Genomic DNA, 23,783 nt, shown 5'->3' with positions numbered 1-23,783 from the left:
TTTATTGGATTAAAACGTTTTAGCCAGATTTTTGTTATGTGCATTTTCTTTATAAAAAAGGACCATTGGTTTTGCGAGTTCAGAAAAAGAAGGGCAGGTTATTCCAGAATCCTTAAGATCTTCCGTCAGAACACTGCAATCATAATGGTGAGTGCCGGAAAAATAATCAAGTGTTTCTTTTGGAACGCCTAATAACCGCTGCAATGATTTCAGTGATAATGCTAAAGAGGCGACGCTTACAGGGATAGAATAGCGTGTTTTTTTATTGTGCATTTCCTGAAGCATTGTCGTAAAGGCATCTTTAATTGTAGGTGATGCAGGATTGATAAGATGATACGTCTTGCCCTCGGCTTGCTTTAAATTAGTAAGATAAACAGCTGATCGAATGACAAAATCATACGGCACCAGGTGAATACGCGCACTCCCTTCTCCAATCATCGGTACAGGAATGTATTTTAATTTTCTTAGAAAAGTGAGCAGGTAATAGGGACCGTCGAACTTCAGCGTCTCGCCGCTGACTGAATCTCCCGTTACGATGCCTGGGCGAAATATGGTAACAGGCAGACTTTTCTTTGCCTCTTCAACAATTTTTTCCGCCAGAAATTTAGTTTCCTCATAATGGTTGCGAAACCTAGCTGGCATGATCAGTTCGTTTTCTTTAATCAAGCCTTCCCTTGTTCCAGACACATACGCTGTGCTGAAATAGGAATACCTTTGTAGATTTTTGCAAAAGCTGAGCCATCTTGTCACATTTTCAGTTCCAATAACGTTAATCTTTTCACATAATTTCCATCCTGCTGTAAGATCATAAAGAGCAGCAAGATGAAAACAATGAGTGATCTCATCCTTCAGCTGTATCGCCTTTTCTGGTGTGATTCCTAAGTCTGGCCTTGTTATGTCGCCATCGATCAGCTCAATAGCATAACTTCCAGATGTTCTTGCTTCCAGAAGCTTAGATGCTTTTAAACGTTCCTGACTCAGGACGAGAAGTCTGTAGGAAGCTTCCGGGCGAGTTAACAGAAGTTCATCCAGTAGTTTTGTCGCCAAAAAACCGGGAAAGCCAGTAATGAAATAAACATTGTTCATAAATAAATCCTCCTTTAAAGAATAGTTAAAATCGGTAATGGTTTAATAATGATAATAAGTTTTGTATAATAAAGCTTGAGTTATATTGAGGAGGCTGTAAAATGAACGCTTATGAAGAATATATGAAACAAATGGCAAGACCTATGAGAGAAGAACTTACACGAGCTGGTTTTAAAGAACTTACGACTGCTGAAGAGGTTGCTGAGTTCATGGAATTGAAGGGAACAAAGCTTGTCGTCATTAACTCTGTATGCGGATGTGCAGCAGGTCTTGCAAGACCTGTAGCAGTAGCATCGCTTAATCATCCGGTCAAACCAGATCATATCGCGACAGTGTTCGCTGGACAGGATAAAGAAGCGACTGCATCTTTCCGCCAGTATTTTGAAGAAATCCCCCCATCATCTCCGTCCATGGCGCTTTTGAAAGACGGAGAAGTGGTTCACTTCATCCACCGTCATAACATTGAAAATCATGCACCAGAGGAAATTCTCGAAAACCTTATCTCAGCTTATGATAAAAATTGCTAAAACAAAGGTTCCCGGCATAGTCCGGGAATTTTTTTTTGCCGTTTTTAGTAAGCGTTATCAAGCCTTCTGCATCAATGATGAAAACCCTTCCATTAATTTCACGCACTTCTAAATTTTCTAAAAATTATATTGCATACTACTTTCTTATGTCATATATTATCACTAAATCATGTTAGATTTTATAACATAAGGAGGAATTTTTATGAAAGCCGAGGAAATTGCATTTGCTTTGGATTCTATTTGGGTTATGGTTGCAGCTGTCTTAGTGATAGGGATGCAGGCAGGCTTTGCGCTGATCGAGGCAGGATCGACGCGAATGAAAAATTCAGGCCATGTGGCAGGCAAGCAGATTTTAAGCTTCTCGATTGCATCACTTGCCTTTTGGGCAGCAGGTTTTGCGATTACATTTGGCGAAGGAAACTCCATTATAGGAACATCAGGGTGGCTGCTTCATGAAAGCAGCACGAACACATTTTCTTCTCTTGACTGGGCGAATGTACCTCTTGCTTTAAAGTTTTTGTTTCAGCTAGGATTTGTCGGTGTTTCACTAGCGATTGCATGGGGTGGTTTTGCTGAGCGAGCTAAACTCTCTGTTTATTTTATTTTTGGTACGATCTTCACTGTCTTGATTTATCCAGTCATCGGGCACTGGGTTTGGGGAGGAGGCTGGCTTGGCACGATGGGGATGCAGGACTTCGCCGGTTCTACTGTTGTTCATCTTCAAGGAGCTGTAGCAGCCCTCGTAGCTACCATTCTGTTAGGGCCGAGACTAGGCAAGTTTAATAGAGACCGAACACCTAATTTAATTCCAGGGCATAATCAAGTTTATACAGTTTTAGGCGGCATTTTGCTGTGGGTCGGCTGGTTCGGGTTTAATGCTGGGAGCACTATGGCTGTCGGTGACGGGTTCTTCGGATATGTCGCACTCACAACAAATCTCGCAGCAGCTGCAGGAGCTATAGCAGCAATAGCAGCAGCTAAAATCTTAACAGGCAAGGCTGATATTCCCGCCATGGTCAACGGCGTGCTTGCCGCATTGGTTGCCATTACCGCAGCATGTGCGTTCGTTGAACCTTGGGCCGCTGTTGTGATCGGTGCTTTTGCAGGGGCATTTACTTTTTGGACTTCATTATATTTTGAAAAGAAGGGAATTGATGATCCGATCTTCGCTTTCTCGGTCCATGGGATTGCCGGAATCGCCGGTACGATCTCTACTGGGTTCTTTGCATCGCCAAGACTTGTTGAAATCACAGGAATCGGAAAAGCGGGTCTTTTTTACGGAGGCGGTTTCAGCCAGCTGATTACACAGACTATCGGTGTACTGGGTGCTGCAGCTTATGTTGGAGCTGTTTCCTTCATTGTTCTATTCGCATTGAAGAAAACGATTGGACTCCGAGTCAGTGCAGAGCAAGAACTTTCGGGGCTTGATATTAGCGAACATGGCTCTTACGGCTATCCTGAACAACTGGATCCAACACTTTTAAAAGAAGCAAAATAAGACAGCATGCCAGATTGATATCGTTCAATCTGGCTTTTTAAGGAGATTCGTTATGAGAATGAGACTGGAAAAATTGATTCGGGACATAAACGGTGCAGAAAGTACAAGTCAATTAATAGATTGCCATAAATTGATTGACCAGCAAGTAAAATATGTTTTTCCAGAACTCACTTTTTCTCATATGAGGAACATATTTAAGGAAATCAACAGCCTGCACGTTTTATTAAAATCAAAAGCTCTTGAACTGGCTGCGAAAGATCAAGGTATAGATAAAGATGGTTCTTTTTGCTGGGGGATGATGGGCAGCGGCGCGAGGGAGGAGCAGACGGTTAAAACAGACCAGGACAATTGCTTATTGTATACAGATGAAAAGCTGGGGTTCGATATTGATGAATTTAGTTCAGCAGGGATCCAAAGCTTATTGAAAGCAGGCTACCCTCTATGCACAGGAAACGTGATGGCAACCAATCCGAGATGGAAATTTTCTGTGGGTCATATCAATCACTCTCGTCCTATAGATGAGCTGTTTAAAGACGTGAGGTATGTGTTCATTCTTTTGGATCTTGTTCCGCTATACGGCAATGAATCACTGCTGTTTTCTTTCAGGGAGAAAGTTATATCAGAAATCAAACAAAAGGAAGACTTGCAAGTGAAAATGAAGGCAGCAGCTGCAGGCCTGCAAGTTCCCATCGGTCCATTCGGCAGAATTTACGTTGAGCGTTATGGTTCTTTTGCTGGGAAATTTAATATTAAAGCAGGGGTGTATGCACCGCTCGTGATTGCTTTGAAATATTTGAGTCTTTTGCATGGAATTGGAGCTGTGAACAGTTATTGCAGACTTGATGAGTTGAGGAGATGCGGGGCGATAGATGAGTCCTTTTCGCAGGAACTGTCTGCTGCTTTAGATATACTTTTATATTTTAGGCTAAGGCAAAGCACTTTGTTTCAATTTGATGAAGAAATTCACGACTTTATTGCGATTGAAGATCTGACGAAAAAGCAGCTCGGTAGTCTAAAAAAAGCAATGAGAACCGTGCAAAGGCTGCAATCCCATGTAAAGAAAAGGGGAGGCAGGCATGAAGCATTCCAGCAATAATGAGAACGGGGCTTTTAAACAATGGATGAATCAGCTGCTGTCATTCGGTTTAAAACGAGAGCAAATTGCCGGCGGGAGGCAGCAGGATTTATCCAATCAGGCATGGCTGAGGGCCGTGATGAAAGAAAACGCCAAGAAGAATAAAGAAAAAACCACGATGCTAAACAAACTGCCGGTCATTGTGCTTGATACTGAAACAACAGGATTCAGGCCTGAACTTGGTGATGAAATCATCTCTGTTTGTGCCGTGCGTCTTACAGGCATAAAAGAAGAAGACAGGTTGTCTACACATGTGAAATTAGATAGAGCTCTGTCTGAGGATATAAAAAAACTTACTGGAATAACTGAAGAGATGCTCGCAGAGGCTCCGGCTCTTGAAAAAATTATGCCGCAGCTGCTTTCGCTCTTAGAATCAAACCTCATCGTCGGTTACCATATCTCACATGATATAGCTTTTATAAACCATTACCTTTGGAAAACAATCAGACGGAGGCTCACGAATCCTGCACTTGATATGAAGCTGATCTTAGAGCGTCTTTACAGCGGACGAAAGTTCAATGAGTTCGATGATGCTCTTAAATATTTTTCAATTAAAATCAACAATCGTCATACAGCTGAAGGGGATACGGAAGGTGCGATATGCTTATGGAAACACATTTTAGATGAATGTGAAAAACGGTCAGTGAGGACGCTTAATGATTTTCATAGATTGCTTGTGTAAAAGCAAAAGTTAAGAGGCTGTCGTAAAAGCATCATGCTTTTACGACAGCCTCTATACATATTACAAGATCTTCAGATTTTGTCTGTATCGTGCTGTCAATTAAGAAATTAACTTAACTGAAATTAGCAGTCATCTTCTTTGCAGTAAACAGTGGCACCGATGATGACGAGCAGAATAAAGAGTACAACGATAATGGTGAAACCGCAGCCGTATCCGCCACCATATCCGCCGCAGTGGTGACCATGATGATGATGATACATCGGCATATTTGCAACCGGCTTCATGTTCTCACCGGCATAAGGCATATTCATTTTCTTGTTATCCATTTTCTGTCCCTCCAAATGTGTAAGTATAGGTGATAAGCACAATACAACATATGTAGGTACACGCCTTGTTGACCCGGGACAGATGCGGAGTTTTTAGTGAAATCGCCTGTACCTTTCTGGGGGAAAAGCCTATTTTTAGAGAAAAGCTGAAAATATGGGGTACGGTACGTTACGATGAACTTCAAGTTTATAAGCCGAAACTGCGAAAAAGTACCGTACCCCATTCTGGAAAAATTAAAAAAAGCTCCTGATGAGGGAGCTTTTTAAATCCATTTTACTTTAGGTTCTGTTTTTTTATAAATCCTGACGATGTTTGCCCGGTGCCTGTAAAACAAAAACAAAGCAAATCCGGCCATGAGGATGACGGTCAGCTTATCGTCTGTCAGAATCACGCTGAAAATTACTGAAAAGACGCCGGCGATCATGGATGATAGTGATACATATTTCGTTAGATACAGTGATAAGAAAAATACAGCGACAAGAATCATGAAAATAACAGGTTCATGAAAAAGAAGAACGCCGCCGGATGTCGCGACCGCTTTTCCACCTTTAAATTTTGCGAATATTGGATAGCAGTGGCCGATCACAGCTGGTATTCCGGCTACAAGAGGGTGCATGTCCACTTGCAGCAGAAACGGAAGGGCGGCAGCAAGTGTGCCTTTCAGGACATCAGCAGCCGATACAATAAAACCTGCCTTTTTTCCTAATGTTCTAAACGTATTCGTACCCCCGAGATTCCCGCTGCCGTGTTTGCGTATATCAATCCCATACCCCCATTTGCCTACAATGAGGGCAAATGGGATGGCTCCGAGCAAATATGACGCAATAAGAATTAACGCGTTTTCCATAAAATCCCCCTAAATTAAAACGAACTAGTATAACTATTATATGAAATTCACCGGACAATTCCTATTGAATTTTTTCAAATGTATTTATTGCGGTGTGTGCTCTTGCTTTCTGGCAGTCTTTTTAGCAAACGGCAGCCACCAGTTGTAATCTCCTAAAAGCTTCATGAGCGAAGGGACGAGAACCATCCTGACGATGGTCGCATCAAGCAGAATCGCTAAGGCAATGGCGATGCCGATCTGTTTAACTGGCATCACATCTGTAAAAGCAAAAGAGCCGGTGATAACGATCATAATCGCTGCTGCAGAAGTAATGATCTTGGAAGTGGATGTAAGACCGAGAAGTGTTGCTTTGTTATTGTCACCTGTTTCCTGATAAACTTCCTGTATCCTGGATATCAAGAAAACCTCATAGTCCATGCTTAGGCCAAACACGATGCCGAACGTAAATACAGGAATCATGAGAGCGATGTCTGAAGGTTCATAAACATGGCCGCTCTGGAAAATCCACACTAGTATGCCGAACGTAGCGCTAAGGCTTAGTATGTTCATCAATATGGCTTTTAAAGGGATGAACAAGGATCGGAAAGCAGCCATCAATATGAAAAAGGTAGTTAAGAGAACGACGGCTAGACCGTAAGGCATCTTGTGGACGATCTCATCAAATATTTCCTGATTAAACTTAGATACTCCTCCGATCGTAACGTTTAAATCCTTGTAATCTTTTTCCCATTCTCTTGCAAACGTATGAGCTTCTTTTCCTGTAACGCTTTTGTTGATGTATACATAAAACAATGATGTGTTTCCGGAAATAAATTGATTGACTGCTGGTCTCAGCTTATTTTTCCCAGCTGGTGTCTGATAAGCTGTATAAAGGCTCTCAGTGCTGTCTGCATAAGTGAAGATAGATTCTGAGCGGTTTACAAGGTTGTCTTTCAATATCTCAGAGTGTAAATCTTCAAGATTTGAAAGAGATTTTTTGTCTTTTAAAAATTCATTCTTATTTTGGACAACGAAAATTACCGGATATAGCTCAGTTTTACCAAACGTACTCTCGAATTTTTCGAACGCTTTCCGCGAATCATAATGTTCCGGCAGCGCCTCGGCCTCTGGAATTGACAGTTCCAGTCCGCGTATAGGAACGACTGCAAGAGAAAGCAGCAACACGGCTAGTATCGCCATGACCGCAGGCCGCTTCATCACAAAGGCTGCGAACGAATGCCATACACTTTTACGTTGCGGCTGAATTTTTATGATTTTCAGCGCGTTGATTCTGGACCCTAAAACACCGAGCAGTGCGGGAAGAAATGTGACGGCAGCTATGACGGAAAGGACGACAACGACCATGCCTCCTACAGCTACGGTTTTAAAAATATCAATATCGATTAGAAGCATGCCTGAGAGACCTAAAAAGACACAAAGTCCTGAAAAAGCAATCGAACGGCCAGCTGTTTTTACCGAAATGATAACCGCGTTTTCAACTCCTTTATGCAGTTCCTCACGGAAACGATTTACGAGCAAAAGCGCAAAGTCAATGCCGAGTGCTAGGCCGATCATCGGAACGACGTTCAGGATGAAAATAGATAATCCGGCATCGCCTCTAAACAGATAAAGCATGCCAAGCGAACAGACAACACTGATCAAGCCGATCACGATAGGCAGGGCTGCTGCAGCAAGACCGCCAAACGCGAATAGAAGGATCACGAGTGCTGCAGGTATGCCGATTGCTTCTGCACGGGCAAGATCCCGCTGACTCGCAGTGTTCATGTCATCGGCGATAACGGGTCCGCCAGTAAGTGTCGCAGTCATGCCGTTCTCATTCTTTATTTTGCTTTTTATTTCTGCTAATGAGGATTGTACATCGTCAAAGCTTTTATCAAACCCGATCGTGGCGTAAGCAATCGATCCTTTAAACATGTTTTTCGGATCACTGAATGGTGAACGGAACTCAACGGCATCTGAGACACCTTCTAAGCGGTCCATCGTTTTTTTGACAAATTCTATGTACTCTTTATCTTCAGGAACATGTTTATTTGATTCAAACACAATAATCACAGAAGACTTGGGGCGTCCGAATTTCTCCTGCAGAATGTCTTCAGTTTTGGTAAAGGAACCGTCCATCTTAAAGCCGCTTCCAGTAAGTACAGAAGGGAGGCGGGCGGCAAACAATGATAAAAGGAGCGCTGAGAGCACCCAAAAGGTTATAATATACTTGCGAAATGCAAAAACGGTTTTGCCGAAATTAAATTGAGCAGCCTTATTTTTCATACTATTCCTCCCGTTTCCTGTATTTCCTTATTTTAAAAAGCTTTCGTGTGATATGCAAATGAACAATAAAAAATATTTAGGTGATAAATTCAATGATAGTAACAACTGCCGGGAAATTTGATGCATCATTAACAGAAAAAGCACGCACTGCAGCCGCTGAGATGAAAGCGAAATTTGTCAGAAGAGGCAATGACTCCATTCAAACTTTAAAAGAAAAATACGCTCAAGACATTGTGATGATCGGCAAGAACAAAACCGTGTATCATCCGCTGCATAGCGATGAGCCTTTCTTCTTCCATCCTAATTCATCTATGTTTCGCGCCAAACAGTGGCTGAGAGGAGAAGGTGATCCTCTTGTTTCAGCAGCCGGGCTTAAGAAGGGAAGTTCTTTCCTCGACTGCACACTTGGCCTTGCTTCTGACAGTACAATTGCGAGTCTTGCCATAGGAGCAGGAGGGAAAGTGACTGGAATAGAAGAAAGCGCCGCAGTCAGGATGATCGTTAAATCAGGACTTTCAATTTGGGAAACGGGCTTGAAAGAAATGGATCAAGCGATGAGGCGGATTGAAGTTCAGGGCGGCCACCATCTTGACGTGCTGAAAAGCTTGCCTGATTCAAGCTATGATATCGTATATTTTGATCCGATGTTTGAACAATCCATTCAAACGTCTGCAGGTCTTAGCGGATTAAAGCAAGTTGCTTCGTATTCATTACTGACAGTTGAAGCGATTAACGAAGCGAAAAGAGTAGCAAAAGAGCGTGTCGTACTGAAGGAGAACAGGGCAAGTCCTTTGTTTAAAAAATTTGGATTTAAGGTGATCCCGCGGTCTTCGAGGTTTTGGTTCGGAACGTTAGAAAAGAGGAGCGCTCATGTTTAGTATTTTTTTAATTATCCTGACAGTGGCTATGATTATACAGGGGATCAAAAAACATGTGCTCCGCATTCCTGACAAGAATCCAGAAATCGCATTGAAAGAGCTTGAAAAGCAGGAATGGTTTATCGTGCTTTGTCACGATCCTGAAAAGAAGGGTGTGATAGAAGGGCTGAAAAAGGATGGTCCGCTGTCAAATGCCGACTCAATCACCCGTCTGATCCGTAATGAGGGTGCAAGGGAAGGGTTTATCCGCTATATTGAAGAAAAAAGCACATAAAAAACGGCCGCACAAGAACTTTTCGGTGCGGCCGTTTATTTATGCTTGAAAATTAGTGAGCGTGTTCTCGTTTAAGATCCACTCTTTAATCTCCATATCTCTAGCCCCTGTCTTGATAAAAGGATCGCCTGCAGCAAGCTCTTGAGCGCTCTGAAGATTAGTGGCTCTGTAAATGACAAGGCCGCCGGAACCATCACCGAAGCGGCCGTATGTAAGAATACTTCCCTTGCTGTATAAATCTTCAAGGTATGCCAGGTGTTCACCGCGGTATTTTGCGCTTTTTTCTTCATCCTTCATCGGAAGATAGACTGCATAATAATTCATTTTTTCAGCTCCTTTATTTTTTGGCATCACCATTGTATCTTAATGAAATGAAAAATGCGATAGTGCTGTTTTTTCAACTGTGAGATAATGGAAGTGATTCAATTATTTCTGAAAACGAGGATACGAATATGTGGAAAAACACGATTAACGCTTATCGGAAGATGGACCGCAACATCTGGATCAGGTTTATAGGAGAGTCGATCAACGGGATCGCTATGATGATGCTGATGCCGTTTTTTGCACTTTATATGAAGGATAAAGTAGATCATTTCTGGCAGATCGGCATCGTGATGGCGATGGGTCCGTTAGCGGGAGTTTTAGGTTCGCTGATCGGCGGGAGGCTTGCTGATAAATACGGCCGAAAACCGGTGATGATCGTTTCTATGCTCGGTAACGGACTGGTGATGACAGGTTTTATCTTCTTTGAGGGATTTGTTCCTTTTCTTATCTTGTCATGGCTTTTTGGGCTGTTTAATTCGCTCTTCCATCCTGCTGCTTCCGCAATGGTTGCGGATGTTACAGATGAAGCGGGTCGGACAGAGGCTTTTGGGCTCCTGCGTATGGGTCATAATATCGGAGCAGCAATCGGGCCGCTTCTGGGGGCGTCCATCGTTATCCTGTCGAAAACAGCTGTATTTATCATAGGTGCTTCAACTATTTTTGTTTACACGATAATAGTTGCCGTGTTCATAACAGAAACTCTCCCTAAAAAAGGTGCAAATATCCATCAAAAAGAAGATAGAAGTGTCGATGAGGAGCTTCCGTCCATTTTTGCAGTTCTATTCAAAGATAAAATTCTCTTTTTGTTTATTATTACAGGGATCGTTTTTTCAATGGGATTTTCCCAGACAGAAGGCATGCTGCCGCTTCATTTTGATCAGCAAATGACGCATCTGTCCCCTGCTCAGAATCCTTATCCTTATTTGATGGCGTTCAACGGAACTCTTGTTGTCGTTTTTCAGTTCGCAATATCAAGATGGGCATCAACAAGGGAGCTCGGTAAAGTCATGCTGTACGGATCGCTGTTTTTCGGTTTCGGCCTCATAGCGGTGGGCTGGCTGCCATTGGTTTTTCATGATTATGAAGCCTCTTTTTGGACAGTACTTGCTGTGCTGCTTGTCATATACGGATTGTATACGCTGGGCGAGATGCTTCTTTCACCTGTTCAGATGACGTTTGTTGCCAACATATCACCTGAGCACTTAAGAGGAACATATATGGGTGCAGCAAGTCTGCAATGGATAGCAGGAGGGGCGATTGGTCCCATATTAGCCGGTTTCTTAATGGATGAAAAGCTGGGTCACATGCTGCTGACAGTCCTCGGAGCAGGGTGTCTTATAGCCGGCTTCATTTATTTGTCGCTGGATCGATGGGCATCTGAAGCTAAGGATAAGATGAAGGGTTCAAAAAAAGAAAGTGCAGAAAGTGTATAATAGTAAAAGGATATTCATATATGGAGGTGCCAAATGATAGATTTACGGAGCGATACAGTGACAAAGCCAACAGCTGAAATGAGGCAGGCTATGTATGATGCGGAAGTAGGTGACGACGTTTACGGTGAAGACCCGACCGTAAACAGGCTTGAGGAGCTGGCAGCAGCGTTGCTTGGCAAAGAAGCGGCATTATTTGTGACGAGCGGAACGCAGGGAAATCAGCTAGCTGTTTTGTCTCAGACAGCACCGGGTGATGAAATTATCCTCGAAAGCGATTCTCACATTTTCTATTATGAAGGCGGTGCCGTCTCAGCTCTGGCTGGTGTTCAGACAAGAACCGTTCAAGGAAATAAAGGCTCGATAAGCGAGGAATTGCTTCAGAAGGCGATCAGAGGCAATGACATTCACTTTCCTGATACAAGTCTGGTATGTTATGAAAACACACATAACCGTGCCGGGGGAGCGGCTGTGCCTCTTGAAAATATGAAACGAATTTATAAGACAGCAGCTGATGCCGGAATAAAGGTACATCTTGACGGTGCCAGGCTTTTTAATGCAGCTGCAGCGCTTAACTGTTCCATTGATGAACTGGCTTCCTGGTGCGATACTGTTTCGGTCTGTTTGTCAAAAGGTCTTGGTTCGCCAGCCGGCTCCATACTTGCGGGCAGTGCGGAAGTCATTACAAAGGCCAGGAAATGGCGCAAACGCCTAGGCGGCGGGATGAGGCAGGCGGGCATACTGGCTGCACCTGGAATCCTCTCGCTGACTAAAATGACAGAGCGACTTCGGACAGATCATGAAAATGCGCAGTTCCTGGCTCAAGGACTTCGGCAGATAAAAGGTCTCAAAGTGATAAACTCTGTTGATACGAATATTGTACTTATTGATATTTCTGCATGGGAAACCACGAACGAAGCATTTATAGCGGATTTAAAAAGTGAAGGCTTGCTTGCTGTCGGCTTTGGCGAGAATATCATTCGTTTCACAACCCATTATGATGTAAACCGAGGAGATATTGAAAAAGCAATTGCAGCGGTCAATAAAATAAAGAAAATCCAGATGGCATAAGCTGTCTGGATTTTTTTTATAAGAAAATTTATTTATTTTTTGAAGAGAGGAGCCTTCCTGTGATGCGTCACCTGCTCGAACGCATAAGCAATGCGAATGAGTTTCTTCTCTGAGAATGCTTCTGCGCAAAACGAGATGCCGAACGGAGTGCCGTTGTTCTCAAATCCAGCTGGAACCGAAACAGAAGGGTAACCGGCTTTTGCAGGTATGCCGTACCATTGTTCTGTTGGATACACAATCGCATCCAGGTTATGCTCGGACAGAGCTTTATCAATCCCGTGTTTCTGAGATTTTAGGATATCGTTCAGACGGCATTTCAAATAATCGCTGTCAGCGAGCGTACCTGAGGTCTTTTCGCTGTCCAGAAGCAGTTCTTGTCCATGTTTAAGGCATTCATCAGCGTGGGCGATATTATAATCGATAATATCCTTCAAATTACGAAGCATGCTTCCCGAGCTGCTCAAATAAGAGTTAATTCCTGATTTAAACTCGTGCACAAGAACCTGATAGTCCGACTTTTCGTTCTCAAGCGGAGAAATTTCGTTCAGTTTGATTATTGCCGCGCCCTCTTGTTCAAGAAGTTCAAGAGTACGGGTAAACAGATTTTTTTGAGATTCGTTTAGATCTTTGTAAAAAAAGCTTTCGCTGATTCCCAGCCGAAGGCCGACAAGAGAAGATGTCTCCAAACTGGAAGCATAATCATGCAGTTCTGGCTGCTTCCATGTTGCCGGGTCAGCAATATCTTTGGCAGAAAGCAATTCAAGCAGCAGCGCAGCATCCTTGACGGTTCTGGCCATCGGACCCGCTGTGTCCTGAGATGTTGAGATCGGGATGATTCCGTTTCTTGAAAGAAGTCCCACTGTCGGCTTGATGCCGACTATGCTGTTAAGTGCTGCCGGACAAAGTATGGAGCCGGACGTTTCGGTCCCTACAGCAGCTGCACAAAAGTTTGAGGCAACAGCAGCAGCAGAACCAGAGCTTGATCCGCTCACATCCATCTCTGCGCCGTAGGGATTTATGACTTGACCTCCTCTGGAACTGTACCCGTCAGGCATGTCATAAGCCATAAAGTTCGCCCATTCGGTCATGTTTGTTTTTCCGATAATAACAGCTCCTGCTTCTCGTAACAATGACACTAAAAAGGCGTCTTTTTCTGCAAAATGATCTTTTAAGGCGAGAGAACCCGCTGAAGTATGCATATGATCTCCAGTATTAATATTATCTTTTATTAGAACGGGCACCCCATGAAAAGGACTGCGCACCTTTCCTTCTGCTCGTTCTCGATCCATCGCTTCAGCTATGAAAATTGCATCAGGGTTAATCTCGAGGATTGAATTAATTTTTTGCCCCGACTGGTCGAATTCCGCGATTCTTTGCAGATAGTACATGACAAGTTCCTTTGAAGTCAGCCTTCCTTCGGCAAAAAGGGCTTGAAAGTGATCAATTGTAGCTTCTTCAAGCAACAATTCTTTGGTTTCCCCCATAAAACTACCTCCTCAAATAAAAAAGCACATTCTTATTATAATAATGTGTCACAAAAAAAGGAATTTTCAAACGATATGCAGAAATTAAAAATCAGGACCATTTTCACAGACGAAAATTTTGTTCAAGTTTATTGTGGAACCATAACTTTTTAACAGGGAACTGTTCAGTGTTGTTAAAAAGTTAGGAATAAAGTATAAGGTCAATCGAGGCTGACACAAAGGCAAGGCATCAGCCAAGGTTTCTTTCAGAAATAACCTGCTTGGATCGGACTTGTTGAAAAATGTTCATTCATTGATGGGGCAGTGCATTTGCCTCACACTCTGCAATCTCGTAAAAAGAAAAACTAGTTTTTTAAACGAGGACAAGTATATTTCACGAATTGCTGAATAATAATGGTGATAACAAGTTTAAAGAGGAGAGTGCAAACTATGAAAAAAGTATCTCGCATTTCACTCAAAAAGAGAAAAGAGCAGGAGTTTACGGAAAATGATAGAATCATGCTTTTTATCACAAAATTTCATTTGAAATCCAAACGCGATAAAGCACTGACACTTAAGCTTCTCCTTGCAAAAGGATCAGAAGATATGGTCACTCAGATCTTAAGATGCTCTGAATACCGTCGTGATTTTTGTGAGCTGCTCGAAGATGAGACTGTACGCACATTCTATCTTGATATGAACAATCACGTAAAACAATACCAGACTAGCTGACCTTTTGGAGCATTCCAAAGGGTTTTTTCGTGCTAAGATGGAAACTGCTTGGTATAATAATGAAAGTGCTATAGATTACGGGGGTTTGTTAGCTGAATGAAAGTATTTACTCTTGAAGAAGCAAACCAGCTTCTGCCAGTTATTTCGAGGGAACTGGAAACATTAGAGAACATTCAATATCTCTTCGAAAAAGATTACGAGGAGTTTCAAGGTATGCAGCTTTATTTAACCGAAGATGATGCTGAATACTGGGAAGAACATTTTCGCGTAATGGAAATGCAAGCTGAACACTGCATACACAATATCCTGTCTTTTGGCGTATTGTTTGAAGATCTAGAAGCGGCAGTTATCCGGTTTCCGGCTATCTTTAATGGAAAAGAAGGGTTTTTCAGATGGACGCCTGATGAGCCGACAGTCATGTCATATCTTGAAAACAGCAAAGAAACGGAAGAATGTGTCAGCCTGATCAATTAATAAAAGTTTTTTGAAAAACACTTGCTAAAACGGCAAATATTAGATATGATATTACTCGTGACGGCAGCAAGCGCCTATAGTGAAATGGATATCACACGAGATTTCGGCTCTCGTATTCTGGGTTCGAATCCTGGTGGGCGCGCCAAAAAATAATGTATTGCCGATTCATGAGGCATAGGCCACGGGAAATTCCGGTGGTTTTTTATTTGTAAAAAAATACTAACGTTGCAGGTTGGTGATTAAGATGACAGAAAAAATGCCTTATCGAGTTCTTCTTTATTACAAGTATGTACCGATTGAAGATGCTGAATCATTCAAGGACGAACACTTGAAATTCTGTAAAGAACTTGGATTAAAAGGAAGAATTATTGTAGCAGGCGAAGGAATAAACGGAACGGTTTCAGGAACTTTCGAACAAACGGAAGCTTATATGGACCATATGAAGAGTGATTCCCGTTTTGCTGACATGGTATATAAAATCGATGAAGTGGAAGAGCATGCTTTCAAAAAGATGTTTGTCCGCCACAAAAAAGAGCTCGTAACATGGCGTCTGGAAGATGATGTAGACCCGAACGTTACGACAGGCAAACGTTTGAAGCCGAAAGAATTTTACGAAGCGCTTCAGCAGGAAGATGTTATCGTGATCGATGGACGTAACTATTATGAATACGATATCGGCCATTTCAGAGGAGCGATCCGTCCTGAAGTTACTGCATCTAGAGATTTTCCAAAATGGGTGCGAGAAAACCTGGCTGATCATAAAGACAAAAAGATCTTAACGTACTGCACAGGCGGTATACGCTGTGAAAAATTCTCAGGTTTCCTGCTCAAGGAAGGTTTTACAGATGTTTCTCAGCTTGAAGGCGGAATCGTAACGTACGGCAAGGATGAAGATGTGCAAGGACGTCTCTGGGATGGAAAATGTTATGTGTTTGATGAGCGCATCTCTGTTCCTGTCAACAGGACAGAAGAAGACGTAATAATAGCTAAATGCTATTATTGCGGCAAAACAGAAGACCGTTATGTAAATTGCGCGAATCCTGAATGCAATCGTCAGCACGTGTGCTGCGAGGAATGTGAGCCGAAAGTTAAACGCTCATGCACAGACGAGTGCCGCGAACATCCAAGAAACAGATTTCAAGAAGAACTGAAAAGCACTCAATCATAAAAACCAGCATATGCTGGTTTTTTTCTATTTAATTAATTATACCCCTTCATTTTCCCTCTCATGTTAAACTGAGGATGGAGAGGTGAATGGATATGGATATGAAGGAAAACATGACTGAACAGATCATCGAGAATTATAAGAAAGACGAAGGGATGATGATCCTCGTGTTCGCGCAGTGGTGTGTCAATAATGATCTAGACCCCAAAGCATTATATTTGTCAGTATATCCTGATCAGACAGGAAATGATTATGTACTGCACATGCTCGAACAGACGGTGCCAAAAGAAGAAGCAGAGATGATCGAAGCGAGCACCGCTGCAGCTGTGTTATCGCTTTTCGGAAATGAAGAGCTTGCTTTTGCTGTTTCTGAAGCAAGCAGAAAGGCTGGTAAGTAATGAAGCCGATCGTGAAAGCCCAATATAAGACGGGTGCATATATTGGTGAAAAAGAAGAGGTTAAGAACGGACGGGCTTTAATCAAAGTACTTGCTGTCATTAAACATCCGATGCAGGGGGATCTTCATCACCCTAAGCAAGCTGATGTCCCTTTCTTTCAGGAAAGAAAGGCGCTGAGTTATGGAGAGCGTACTTGGGTTCCTGAACATACTGTCAGTCCATATGAAGGTGAGCTGCCAGATTACCGAACATCACTTGAAAAAGCAATGCAACAGTTATACGTACAGCTTGAAGCCGAGAAAACAGACTTTGCGGACAAATCCATTATCTGTCTGAACGAGCTTAGAAAAGATTATAAGCTTTCTTGATTATATCCCGTCTATTTAGTACACTTTTGACTGTGTGTAATGAATCCTTACATAGATTATTGGCAGCAATGATAAAGGCTTGTTAAAACAAAACCATACTATGAAAGGCGGTAATATCATGAGTGCGCAAAAGCAAATCATTCAAGACTTGGGCGTGAAGCGAGAGATCGATCCAAAACAAGAAATCAGAAGCCGGATTGAGTTTCTTAAAAATTATGTAAAAAAGGCGGGAGCTAAAGGCTTCGTCCTCGGTATTAGCGGAGGACAGGATTCAACTCTAGCCGGCAGGCTGGCACAGTTGGCAGCTGAAGAACTTCGTAAAGAGCACGGTTCAGACTTTCAATTTTATGCTGTGCGCCTTCCTTACGGCACACAAAAGGATGAAGAAGATGCACAGCGTGCTCTTGCGTTCATCAAACCCGACCAAACATTTACAGTAAACATCAAGCCTGCAGTAGATGCTTCTGTTCAAAGTTTTACAGAAGCAACCGGGAAATCCTTGACTGACTTTCAGAGAGGGAACGTGAAGGCTCGTGAAAGAATGAAGGTGCAATATGACATCGGCGCAGCTTTTTCATGTCTTGTTATCGGAACTGACCATGCTGCTGAAGCAGTTACTGGCTTTTTTACGAAACACGGTGACGGGGCATGCGACATCGTGCCTTTGTTCGGATTGAACAAGAGACAAGGCCGTGAATTATTGAAGGAACTCGGTGCAGAAGAACGCTTGTATTTGAAGGTGCCGACTGCCGACCTTGAGGATGATAAGCCCCTTCTGCCAGATGAAACGGCGCTCGGAGTCACGTATGAAGAAATCGATGACTTTCTTGAAGGCAGGGAAGTATCCAATGAAGCGCGCGAAAAGATCGAGCAGCGTTATGCAATAACAGAGCATAAACGCCAGCTGCCGCCAAGCATCCTGGATAATTGGTGGAAATAAGAACAGGAGAAATAGAATAAAGAATTGGGGAAGTGTTGAGTTGAGCAGGACGGCAAAAATAATCATCACATTAGGAACTCTTTTCCTTGTGTACTTTGTATATGAAACCATTAATAGAGAAAACGTTCGAAAAGAAAAAATTAATGCGATCGGCGAATATTTCAAAGGTGAATATGAGATCGACGAAAAGCTGAAAGAACAATATGACGACACTTTTCAGGTAAAGGTAAATGAAAAGGTTTATCTGGTCACTGTCCCAAACGATAAAGTTACGAAAGTGAAAAAGTTAAATTAACATTAAACGGCATGCCTTTAAGGGGCATGCCGTTTTTTAAAGCTCATTATAGGAGAATGTCATTAGAGCAAAAGTTCTAAAAAAATTTACATCACTTTTGCAATAAAACCTTTTACTCGGTCGTCTGACATCAGATTACAGCTACATAGTCCTAACTTTGTTTACAAATCCAATTTAACACCGTTTGCTTTCTTGCTCTGTGCTATGATTTTTGAGGAATTACCAACCTAGCAAGAAAAAGGAGCATAACACATGAAATGGAAAAATGTTTTGTCAGTTTGTTTAACTGCAGCCGTTCTTATACCAGGCAGCGTCAGCGCACCTGAAGCACAGGCAGCTGGGAATGGGCCAGTCATCTCAGAAGTTGCATGGATGGGAACAACGGCAGATGCCAACGATGAATGGATTGAGCTTTATAATCCAACAAATGCCCCTGTAGATTTAACTGGCTGGAAATTAGCATCAGCAGACGGCACACCATCCATAAACTTGAGCGGTACGATTGGAGCTGGAAAAACCTTTTTGCTGGAAAGGACCGATGATAATACGGTTACAGGCGTAAAAGCGGACCAGATCTATACAGGTGCCTTGTCGAATACAGCGGAATCGCTGACACTCACAAACACTTCAAATTCTGCTGTAGATACCATTGACAAATGGCATGCAGGCGATGCAGCTTCCAGAGCGGCAATGGTGCGCAAAGATATAACTTTGGCAGGTACAGATCCATTTGCTTGGAAAACATCCTCTACCGCATATGACACGGGATTCGGCAGTCCGGGTTCCATGGAGATGACTTCAAATGGACAGGCTGAACAGCTGAATCAAGTGAACAATAATGAGGGTGCAATCAATATTTATTTTAATAAATCTGCACTTGAGCAATATGCATCACCAGGGAACGAAGCCAATTACCATATTAACCTTGAAAACAGATTGATCAACCGGATAAATGCTGCCACAGCGACCATTGACATGGCGACTTACGAAATCAACCTGCCGAACGTTGTTAAAGCACTTATGGATAAAGCTGCTTCAGGAGTTAAAGTGAGAATATTGGCGGATGCCAAACCGCCAAGCGATCCTGAGCATGACGAAAGATATGAACTGATGCGTATGTATCTGGAGAAGCTGATAAGAGGAAACGATGGACAGCTTAATACATCAGATGATGCGGAGATCTTCTCAGATTCAGCGATGTTTGCGGTTGAAAACGATACTAAACGTTCAGAGCAGGGATTGCCTGTGCAAGGATATAATGATTTCGTTTCAAAGACTGTCACAATCGGCAGCACATCTCAGACAGGGCACTTCATGGTAGATGGGGAGTTAAAAGCGGCAAACAGCTATTATTCTCCGGATGACCAGATGCATAACAAGTTTTTGATCATCGACGGGAAATGGGTGTTTACCGGCAGCTGGAACTTTACTACTTCAGGACTTTACGGAACAGACGAGAACAGATCAGCCGGAATACTGGACGGAAACACGAATCATTCTGTTGAAGTTCACTCTCCAGAGCTCGCCGCAATCTACAAAACCGAATTTGAAGAGATGTGGGGGTCCGGTACCAATGTGCCAGATCCAGGTGTATCGAACTTTGGTTCGAGAAAAACGGATAATACGCCCCACACATTAACAATCGGAGGAAGGACGGTGGAGATCTATTTTTCACCGGGAGACAATGCGGTCCCTAAAATGGTTCAAACCGTAACGAATGAAGCTCAAAACAATGCGTATTTCAGCATTTTTGCCTGGAGTGACCAGGAGCTTGTTGATGCGTTAAAGATGAAATGGGAAGGCTCTCCTGCAGACATGCAGGGGACATTGACCGGCTTTGACCTAAAAGGAGTGTTTGAATCTTCCTACTGGAACATGTGGTGGTCAGCTTCGGTCGATATGACCGGCAGGACTGCTACTCAGACAAGCATAAACAATCCGAACACAAGGTGGAAGAATCCAGCTCCTGTATACAGCGACAAAGAGGTCAGGAAGCACCATCATAAATATATGATTATAGATGCTGATACGTCCAGCGATCCGACTGTCATTACCGGTTCGACTAACTGGAGTACGAACGGCAATGATGTGAACGATGAAAACTCACTTTGGATTCATGATGCAGCGATCACGAATCAGTTTAAGCAAGAGTTTTTAGCTCGTTTTCAGCAGGCTGGCGGAACTGTACAATAACCTTTCATTAATGGCGGCTCTTGCAAAGGAGCCGCTTTTTATATAAAGTAGAAAAAAGCTTTCATTGCATACATATCATATAAAGAGGTGACAGCCATGAGTGAAGAATTTGTATTGTATCATGACCAGTATGTCAGGAAAGAAGATGCAGCCATTGATATGGAAGACCGCGGTTACAACTTTGGAGATGGCATTTATGAAGTTGTGTTTGTATACAGTGGAAAGTCGTTTGCGATGAACGAACACTTCGAGAGATTCATCAGCTCTGCAGCGAAGCTTGAGATGCAGCTCCCGTTCGATGCTCCTCGTTTTGTAGAGCTGACAGAAGGATTGATAGAAAAAAACAGCTTGAGAGATGGAATGGTATACGTGCAGATGACAAGGGGGGCTTCCCCTCGCAATCATCTTTATGAACGTGACATGAAGTGTCTCGTAACAGGATTCACTCGTGAGATGAAGCCGCCAGAACAGCTGCACCAAGACGGAATTCGTGTATATTTGACGGATGACATCCGCTGGCTGCGCTGCGACATTAAGAGCCTGAACCTTCTCGGCAACACAATGGCAAAGCGTCAGGCAGCTGATCATAACTGCCAAGAAGCCATCTTGCACAGAGACGGCACATGCACAGAAGGTTCTTCCTCTAACCTTTATATTGTAAAAGACAGCGTACTTCAAACACACCCTGCTAATAACCTGATTTTAAACGGGATCACTAGACAGGCAATATTAAAAATAGCTCATGAAAAAGGGATTGAAGTAAAGGAAGAGCCGTTCACTGTTAAAGATCTTGCGGCTGCAGATGAAGTGTTCATCTCGAGCACAACAATGGAAGTGACACCTGTCATACAGGCAGCCGGCCAACTTGATGCTGAGTATCAGATAGGGTCTATTACACGGTCTCTTCAGAACGGTCTGAAGAAAAAGATTTACGGAAGCGAATTTATTGAAAGTATATAAGAAAAAGGTGCAAGAATGAAAACAATAGCAAAATATTTTGTCAACGGTCTATTAACGGCTTTGCCGATTGTGCTTGCGCTATACATCGTTGTAAAAGTCTTTCAGTTTCTTGATGGCATTTTAGGAACACTGCTGAAAGAACGTATGAAAAACGATTATATTCCGGGCATCGGCATACTGACGACATTGCTGCTGATTACCGTTCTAGGCTGGCTTTCCTCTCAATATTTAAGCGGGAAAGTGATTAAGCTGACAGATCGGCTGCTTGAGAAAATACCTTTTGTAAAGACAGTTTACAGCGTGATTAAAGATACGATTCATTCGCTGATCGGTGAGAAAAAGTCTTTTTCGACAGTTGTGATGATCGAGCATCCTGATACAGGACTGAAAAATATTGGCTTTGTCACTGCCGAAAACATGGATGAACTCGGAGCTGAGCTCAATGACCATGTTGCAGTATATATACCGCAAACCTTTCAGATAGCCGGCTTCACTTTTTTAGTCCATAAAGACCGGATTAAAATCTTAGATATCAAGCCTGAAGAAGCGATGAAGTTTCTTCTTTCAGGCGGTGTTTCTACAAAGCAGCAAAAAAAGCATTTGAATGACAATGCATCATAAATTACATGTTTTTAATGTTTTGCCAAAACGCCTCTTATACGGGGCGTTTTTCATTTGCTGTGAATACAATGGTATCTGGAGGGGATACCGATGGGTAATCATAAACGCTCATTGCCCAAACTGACAATGATTCCATCTGGGCATTTGGCCGGGGCACTCCAGAGGCGGCTGCCGAATCAATCGGTGTGGAAAGTACCAGCAGACATTATCAGCCAGATTTCAGCCCTCGCAGCATCTGTCAGGACACAGCCAGTCTCTTTATTGTCCTGCGAAGATTTTACCCTATATAAAAAAATCAAGGAGCGCACGTTTGCACTAAACCTAAATAACTTAACAAGAACAAATGCGTATCTTCAGTTTTTTCACCAGCATACAGAAATAAAATGGTCTTTTCTTGCACACATGGTTTCCCGCAATGCCGGTTATTACATGACCGATCTGCAAGGGGAACTTATTCCAAAGCTTCTGGATGAAAAAACAAGAAGAAAATGGTTTCTCTTGCTTGAACACAGCAATTATATGATATTTCATGATGCCTTTCCTCAATTGCTAGTTTATGAGGAGTCTAAAAAAAGGAAGAAGGACTTGTTTCATCTTCTCCCTTTTTTCGGAGTTTCCAAAATAATGGTGCCCGTTTGGAAGATGTTTTTCACAAACAAAAATCGTGAAATCCTTCCGCTCTTTTTAATATTGAATGAACAGCGTTATATTGAAGACCGCGTGTTAAAACAGCCTTATTATCACGACGTGCTGCAATCCAAAGCTTTTTATTGGCAGGAAGCATTGAATCTCACACACATCCTGTTTCCAGCAGGAAAGAGCCTTTATGGCCTTCAGTCGAAAAGGTTTTCCTCATGGAGGGAACGAGTGGAGTTCGGCGGAGCATTGTTCAAAATACTTTTCTCGCCTTGTCAATTCTCTTCCATCTATGAATTTGCGTCAAGCAAGGAACATACAGGATCAAGAGAGGACTTCTGCGGAGAAATATTTTCAAGTAAAAAACACGATTGCACAGCTTACGGAAAAGAAAGAATTGGATTCTTCAAATTAAAAAAAGGCGCACATCCTTTATTCAGCCCGCAGCTGCTTCAAGTTTGGCCAGAAGGAGAAAGACCTTGCATTCAAAAGAGTGACTGGTACCAAAGCATGGATGATTTTAAAGACAGCTTATTTATTCGTGAGCCGTTATGGAAGGGCATCTATCATTCTTATTTTTCATCTCTTCACAAAATAGAACTCTCCGTACTCGCTCATGAATGGATAAATAAAGGATAAAGAAAACCTTGTCTGACATCAGCGTTTTAAGTCCGCTATAGTGGAACTTATATAACACTCAAACTTTTAACGAAGTCGATTCACCTAATGGGTAAAAAATTTTTCTTTTAGTAATGCAAAAAAAATAAGCCGGACTGTCGGCTTATTTGAAAAAGGCAGCAAGGCCGCCGAGCTGTTTCATGATCCCCATCACTTGATTCGCTCCACTAAGAGTTGAACCCCAGTTCCAGTTTGATTGCGGCTTCTGGAAATTTTGAAACGATGATTGCTGCTGATTCTGAGGGAATCCGAACATTCCTGGCTGCTGAAACGGCATCGGCATAGGCATCGGCATAGGGCCTGCTCCTGGGAAAGGCATCTGCTGCTGAAAACCCATACCGTATGGCGCCATCGGCGGAAATGCAGGTGCTGAAGGCTGGTAAGGAGGCCTTGCTGGATCCGCTGGTACACTTTGAGCGAACAGTTTGGCTGATGGAGTCTTAAACGGATCGTAGCCTCCATAAGGATAGTTTCTGTCTTTATTGCGGTTTGACACTGTATCACCTCGATTAAACT

At 42.7% G+C, this 23,783-nt stretch carries 26 protein-coding genes and 1 tRNA gene; 20 read left to right on the top strand and 7 right to left on the bottom strand.

Annotation, left to right across the window (positions count from 1 at the left end; genetic code table 11):
- Window positions 1-9: 9 nt before the first annotated feature.
- Entirely contained in the window at window positions 10-1,086 is a 1,077-nt protein-coding gene (locus tag CGZ90_RS01950) for an SDR family oxidoreductase (protein ID WP_094250648.1), read from the bottom strand.
- 101 nt (window positions 1,087-1,187) lie between these two features.
- Here CGZ90_RS01950 and CGZ90_RS01945 point away from each other — a divergent pair, with 101 nt between their 5' ends.
- The 4 genes from CGZ90_RS01945 to CGZ90_RS01930 all read left to right on the top strand — a co-directional run bounded on the left by CGZ90_RS01945 (window position 1,188) and on the right by CGZ90_RS01930 (window position 4,928).
- On the top strand, window positions 1,188-1,613 hold the full coding sequence (locus CGZ90_RS01945; RefSeq protein ID WP_094250647.1) for a BrxA/BrxB family bacilliredoxin: 426 nt from the start codon (window positions 1,188-1,190) through the stop codon (window positions 1,611-1,613).
- A 202-nt stretch (window positions 1,614-1,815) separates the two neighbouring features.
- Window positions 1,816-3,111 (top strand): ammonium transporter, encoded by a 1,296-nt coding sequence (locus CGZ90_RS01940; protein WP_094250646.1) that lies wholly within the window; start codon window positions 1,816-1,818, stop codon window positions 3,109-3,111.
- A 52-nt stretch (window positions 3,112-3,163) separates the two neighbouring features.
- Complete coding sequence (locus CGZ90_RS01935) at window positions 3,164-4,207, top strand: DUF294 nucleotidyltransferase-like domain-containing protein (protein WP_094250645.1); 1,044 nt, start codon at window positions 3,164-3,166, stop codon at window positions 4,205-4,207.
- Complete coding sequence (locus tag CGZ90_RS01930) at window positions 4,188-4,928, top strand: exonuclease domain-containing protein (RefSeq protein ID WP_094250644.1); 741 nt, start codon at window positions 4,188-4,190, stop codon at window positions 4,926-4,928. Before CGZ90_RS01935 ends, CGZ90_RS01930 begins: the two co-directional genes overlap by 20 nt.
- A gap of 122 nt (window positions 4,929-5,050) precedes the next feature.
- On the opposite strand, the gene CGZ90_RS01925 is transcribed toward CGZ90_RS01930, so the two are convergent.
- The 3 genes from CGZ90_RS01925 to CGZ90_RS01915 all read right to left on the bottom strand — a co-directional run bounded on the left by CGZ90_RS01925 (window position 5,051) and on the right by CGZ90_RS01915 (window position 8,367).
- Complete coding sequence (locus CGZ90_RS01925) at window positions 5,051-5,188, bottom strand: YjcZ family sporulation protein (RefSeq protein WP_094251754.1); 138 nt, start codon at window positions 5,186-5,188, stop codon at window positions 5,051-5,053.
- A 329-nt stretch (window positions 5,189-5,517) separates the two neighbouring features.
- Window positions 5,518-6,102: a glycerol-3-phosphate 1-O-acyltransferase PlsY gene (plsY, locus tag CGZ90_RS01920; RefSeq protein WP_094250643.1), complete on the bottom strand. Its 585-nt coding sequence runs from the start codon at window positions 6,100-6,102 to the stop codon at window positions 5,518-5,520.
- 84 nt (window positions 6,103-6,186) lie between these two features.
- Complete coding sequence (locus CGZ90_RS01915; RefSeq protein WP_094250642.1) at window positions 6,187-8,367, bottom strand: MMPL family transporter; 2,181 nt, start codon at window positions 8,365-8,367, stop codon at window positions 6,187-6,189.
- A gap of 92 nt (window positions 8,368-8,459) precedes the next feature.
- On the opposite strand from CGZ90_RS01915, the gene CGZ90_RS01910 reads away from it, so the two are divergent.
- Window positions 8,460-9,245: a class I SAM-dependent methyltransferase gene (locus CGZ90_RS01910; protein ID WP_094250641.1), complete on the top strand. Its 786-nt coding sequence runs from the start codon at window positions 8,460-8,462 to the stop codon at window positions 9,243-9,245.
- Window positions 9,238-9,519, top strand: coding sequence for a hypothetical protein (locus CGZ90_RS01905; protein ID WP_094250640.1), 282 nt, complete (start codon window positions 9,238-9,240; stop codon window positions 9,517-9,519). Before CGZ90_RS01910 ends, CGZ90_RS01905 begins: the two co-directional genes overlap by 8 nt.
- A 39-nt stretch (window positions 9,520-9,558) precedes the next feature.
- Here the strand turns inward: CGZ90_RS01905 and CGZ90_RS01900 are convergent, their stop codons facing one another.
- Window positions 9,559-9,843, bottom strand: a complete 285-nt coding sequence (locus CGZ90_RS01900) for a YciI family protein (protein WP_094250639.1) — start codon at window positions 9,841-9,843, stop codon at window positions 9,559-9,561.
- A gap of 128 nt (window positions 9,844-9,971) precedes the next feature.
- Here CGZ90_RS01900 and CGZ90_RS01895 point away from each other — a divergent pair, with 128 nt between their 5' ends.
- Complete coding sequence (locus tag CGZ90_RS01895; protein WP_094250638.1) at window positions 9,972-11,276, top strand: MDR family MFS transporter; 1,305 nt, start codon at window positions 9,972-9,974, stop codon at window positions 11,274-11,276.
- A 33-nt stretch (window positions 11,277-11,309) separates the two neighbouring features.
- Complete coding sequence (ltaE, locus tag CGZ90_RS01890) at window positions 11,310-12,344, top strand: low-specificity L-threonine aldolase (RefSeq protein WP_094250637.1); 1,035 nt, start codon at window positions 11,310-11,312, stop codon at window positions 12,342-12,344.
- A 32-nt stretch (window positions 12,345-12,376) separates the two neighbouring features.
- On the opposite strand, the gene CGZ90_RS01885 is transcribed toward ltaE, so the two are convergent.
- Entirely contained in the window at window positions 12,377-13,828 is a 1,452-nt protein-coding gene (locus CGZ90_RS01885; RefSeq protein ID WP_094250636.1) for an amidase family protein, read from the bottom strand.
- Between the two features lie 429 nt (window positions 13,829-14,257).
- Here CGZ90_RS01885 and CGZ90_RS01880 point away from each other — a divergent pair, with 429 nt between their 5' ends.
- From CGZ90_RS01880 to CGZ90_RS01825, 12 genes are all read left to right on the top strand, one after another.
- Entirely contained in the window at window positions 14,258-14,539 is a 282-nt protein-coding gene (locus tag CGZ90_RS01880; RefSeq protein WP_094250635.1) for a hypothetical protein, read from the top strand.
- 96 nt (window positions 14,540-14,635) lie between these two features.
- On the top strand, window positions 14,636-15,013 hold the full coding sequence (locus tag CGZ90_RS01875; RefSeq protein WP_094250634.1) for a DUF2203 family protein: 378 nt from the start codon (window positions 14,636-14,638) through the stop codon (window positions 15,011-15,013).
- Between the two features lie 70 nt (window positions 15,014-15,083).
- Window positions 15,084-15,158 (top strand) — tRNA-Arg (locus tag CGZ90_RS01870).
- Window positions 15,159-15,257: 99 nt separating this feature from the next.
- Complete coding sequence (trhO, locus tag CGZ90_RS01865; protein ID WP_094250633.1) at window positions 15,258-16,181, top strand: oxygen-dependent tRNA uridine(34) hydroxylase TrhO; 924 nt, start codon at window positions 15,258-15,260, stop codon at window positions 16,179-16,181.
- Between the two features lie 92 nt (window positions 16,182-16,273).
- A complete protein-coding gene (locus CGZ90_RS01860) occupies window positions 16,274-16,576 on the top strand; it encodes a hypothetical protein (protein ID WP_094251753.1) in 303 nt (100 codons plus the stop codon).
- Complete coding sequence (gene kapB / locus CGZ90_RS01855) at window positions 16,576-16,944, top strand: kinase-associated lipoprotein KapB (RefSeq protein ID WP_094250632.1); 369 nt, start codon at window positions 16,576-16,578, stop codon at window positions 16,942-16,944. The genes CGZ90_RS01860 and kapB overlap by 1 nt, the downstream gene beginning before the upstream one ends.
- A gap of 118 nt (window positions 16,945-17,062) precedes the next feature.
- Window positions 17,063-17,884: an ammonia-dependent NAD(+) synthetase gene (gene nadE, locus CGZ90_RS01850; protein WP_094250631.1), complete on the top strand. Its 822-nt coding sequence runs from the start codon at window positions 17,063-17,065 to the stop codon at window positions 17,882-17,884.
- A gap of 40 nt (window positions 17,885-17,924) precedes the next feature.
- Window positions 17,925-18,179 (top strand): hypothetical protein, encoded by a 255-nt coding sequence (locus CGZ90_RS01845; RefSeq protein ID WP_094250630.1) that lies wholly within the window; start codon window positions 17,925-17,927, stop codon window positions 18,177-18,179.
- A gap of 252 nt (window positions 18,180-18,431) precedes the next feature.
- The gene (locus CGZ90_RS01840; RefSeq protein WP_094250629.1) at window positions 18,432-20,372 is read left to right on the top strand and encodes a phospholipase D-like domain-containing protein; all 1,941 of its coding nucleotides are present in this window, start codon (window positions 18,432-18,434) and stop codon (window positions 20,370-20,372) included.
- Between the two features lie 96 nt (window positions 20,373-20,468).
- Window positions 20,469-21,332: a D-amino-acid transaminase gene (gene dat / locus CGZ90_RS01835; protein WP_094250628.1), complete on the top strand. Its 864-nt coding sequence runs from the start codon at window positions 20,469-20,471 to the stop codon at window positions 21,330-21,332.
- Window positions 21,333-21,347: 15 nt separating this feature from the next.
- Window positions 21,348-21,953, top strand: coding sequence for a DUF502 domain-containing protein (locus CGZ90_RS01830; RefSeq protein ID WP_094250627.1), 606 nt, complete (start codon window positions 21,348-21,350; stop codon window positions 21,951-21,953).
- A 90-nt stretch (window positions 21,954-22,043) separates the two neighbouring features.
- Complete coding sequence (locus CGZ90_RS01825; RefSeq protein ID WP_094250626.1) at window positions 22,044-23,228, top strand: DUF2515 family protein; 1,185 nt, start codon at window positions 22,044-22,046, stop codon at window positions 23,226-23,228.
- A gap of 142 nt (window positions 23,229-23,370) precedes the next feature.
- Here the strand turns inward: CGZ90_RS01825 and CGZ90_RS01820 are convergent, their stop codons facing one another.
- Window positions 23,371-23,763, bottom strand: a complete 393-nt coding sequence (locus tag CGZ90_RS01820) for a hypothetical protein (RefSeq protein ID WP_094250625.1) — start codon at window positions 23,761-23,763, stop codon at window positions 23,371-23,373.
- Window positions 23,764-23,783: the final 20 nt, after the last annotated feature.

It is taken from the genome of Fictibacillus aquaticus (genome assembly GCF_002245695.1).
Lineage (GTDB): Bacteria > Bacillota > Bacilli > Bacillales > Fictibacillaceae > Fictibacillus > Fictibacillus aquaticus.
This window is presented reverse-complemented; position numbering and strand designations above follow the sequence as displayed.

Coding starts and splice junctions, on each gene's coding strand:
- CGZ90_RS01940 (WP_094250646.1), top strand. CDS start 1,816: ATGAAAGCCGAGGAAATTGCATTTGCTTTGGATTCTATTTGGGTTATG.
- CGZ90_RS01930 (WP_094250644.1), top strand. CDS start 4,188: ATGAAGCATTCCAGCAATAATGAGAACGGGGCTTTTAAACAATGGATG.
- kapB (WP_094250632.1), top strand. CDS start 16,576: ATGAAGCCGATCGTGAAAGCCCAATATAAGACGGGTGCATATATTGGT.
- CGZ90_RS01935 (WP_094250645.1), top strand. CDS start 3,164: ATGAGAATGAGACTGGAAAAATTGATTCGGGACATAAACGGTGCAGAA.
- nadE (WP_094250631.1), top strand. CDS start 17,063: ATGAGTGCGCAAAAGCAAATCATTCAAGACTTGGGCGTGAAGCGAGAG.
- CGZ90_RS01905 (WP_094250640.1), top strand. CDS start 9,238: ATGTTTAGTATTTTTTTAATTATCCTGACAGTGGCTATGATTATACAG.
- CGZ90_RS01830 (WP_094250627.1), top strand. CDS start 21,348: ATGAAAACAATAGCAAAATATTTTGTCAACGGTCTATTAACGGCTTTG.
- CGZ90_RS01880 (WP_094250635.1), top strand. CDS start 14,258: ATGAAAAAAGTATCTCGCATTTCACTCAAAAAGAGAAAAGAGCAGGAG.
- CGZ90_RS01840 (WP_094250629.1), top strand. CDS start 18,432: ATGAAATGGAAAAATGTTTTGTCAGTTTGTTTAACTGCAGCCGTTCTT.
- CGZ90_RS01915 (WP_094250642.1), bottom strand. CDS start 8,367: ATGAAAAATAAGGCTGCTCAATTTAATTTCGGCAAAACCGTTTTTGCA.
- CGZ90_RS01900 (WP_094250639.1), bottom strand. CDS start 9,843: ATGAATTATTATGCAGTCTATCTTCCGATGAAGGATGAAGAAAAAAGC.
- dat (WP_094250628.1), top strand. CDS start 20,469: ATGAGTGAAGAATTTGTATTGTATCATGACCAGTATGTCAGGAAAGAA.
- CGZ90_RS01910 (WP_094250641.1), top strand. CDS start 8,460: ATGATAGTAACAACTGCCGGGAAATTTGATGCATCATTAACAGAAAAA.
- CGZ90_RS01895 (WP_094250638.1), top strand. CDS start 9,972: ATGTGGAAAAACACGATTAACGCTTATCGGAAGATGGACCGCAACATC.
- ltaE (WP_094250637.1), top strand. CDS start 11,310: ATGATAGATTTACGGAGCGATACAGTGACAAAGCCAACAGCTGAAATG.
- plsY (WP_094250643.1), bottom strand. CDS start 6,102: ATGGAAAACGCGTTAATTCTTATTGCGTCATATTTGCTCGGAGCCATC.
- trhO (WP_094250633.1), top strand. CDS start 15,258: ATGACAGAAAAAATGCCTTATCGAGTTCTTCTTTATTACAAGTATGTA.
- CGZ90_RS01885 (WP_094250636.1), bottom strand. CDS start 13,828: ATGGGGGAAACCAAAGAATTGTTGCTTGAAGAAGCTACAATTGATCAC.
- CGZ90_RS01925 (WP_094251754.1), bottom strand. CDS start 5,188: ATGTATCATCATCATCATGGTCACCACTGCGGCGGATATGGTGGCGGA.
- CGZ90_RS01875 (WP_094250634.1), top strand. CDS start 14,636: ATGAAAGTATTTACTCTTGAAGAAGCAAACCAGCTTCTGCCAGTTATT.
- CGZ90_RS01950 (WP_094250648.1), bottom strand. CDS start 1,086: ATGAACAATGTTTATTTCATTACTGGCTTTCCCGGTTTTTTGGCGACA.
- CGZ90_RS01860 (WP_094251753.1), top strand. CDS start 16,274: ATGGATATGAAGGAAAACATGACTGAACAGATCATCGAGAATTATAAG.
- CGZ90_RS01945 (WP_094250647.1), top strand. CDS start 1,188: ATGAACGCTTATGAAGAATATATGAAACAAATGGCAAGACCTATGAGA.
- CGZ90_RS01825 (WP_094250626.1), top strand. CDS start 22,044: ATGGGTAATCATAAACGCTCATTGCCCAAACTGACAATGATTCCATCT.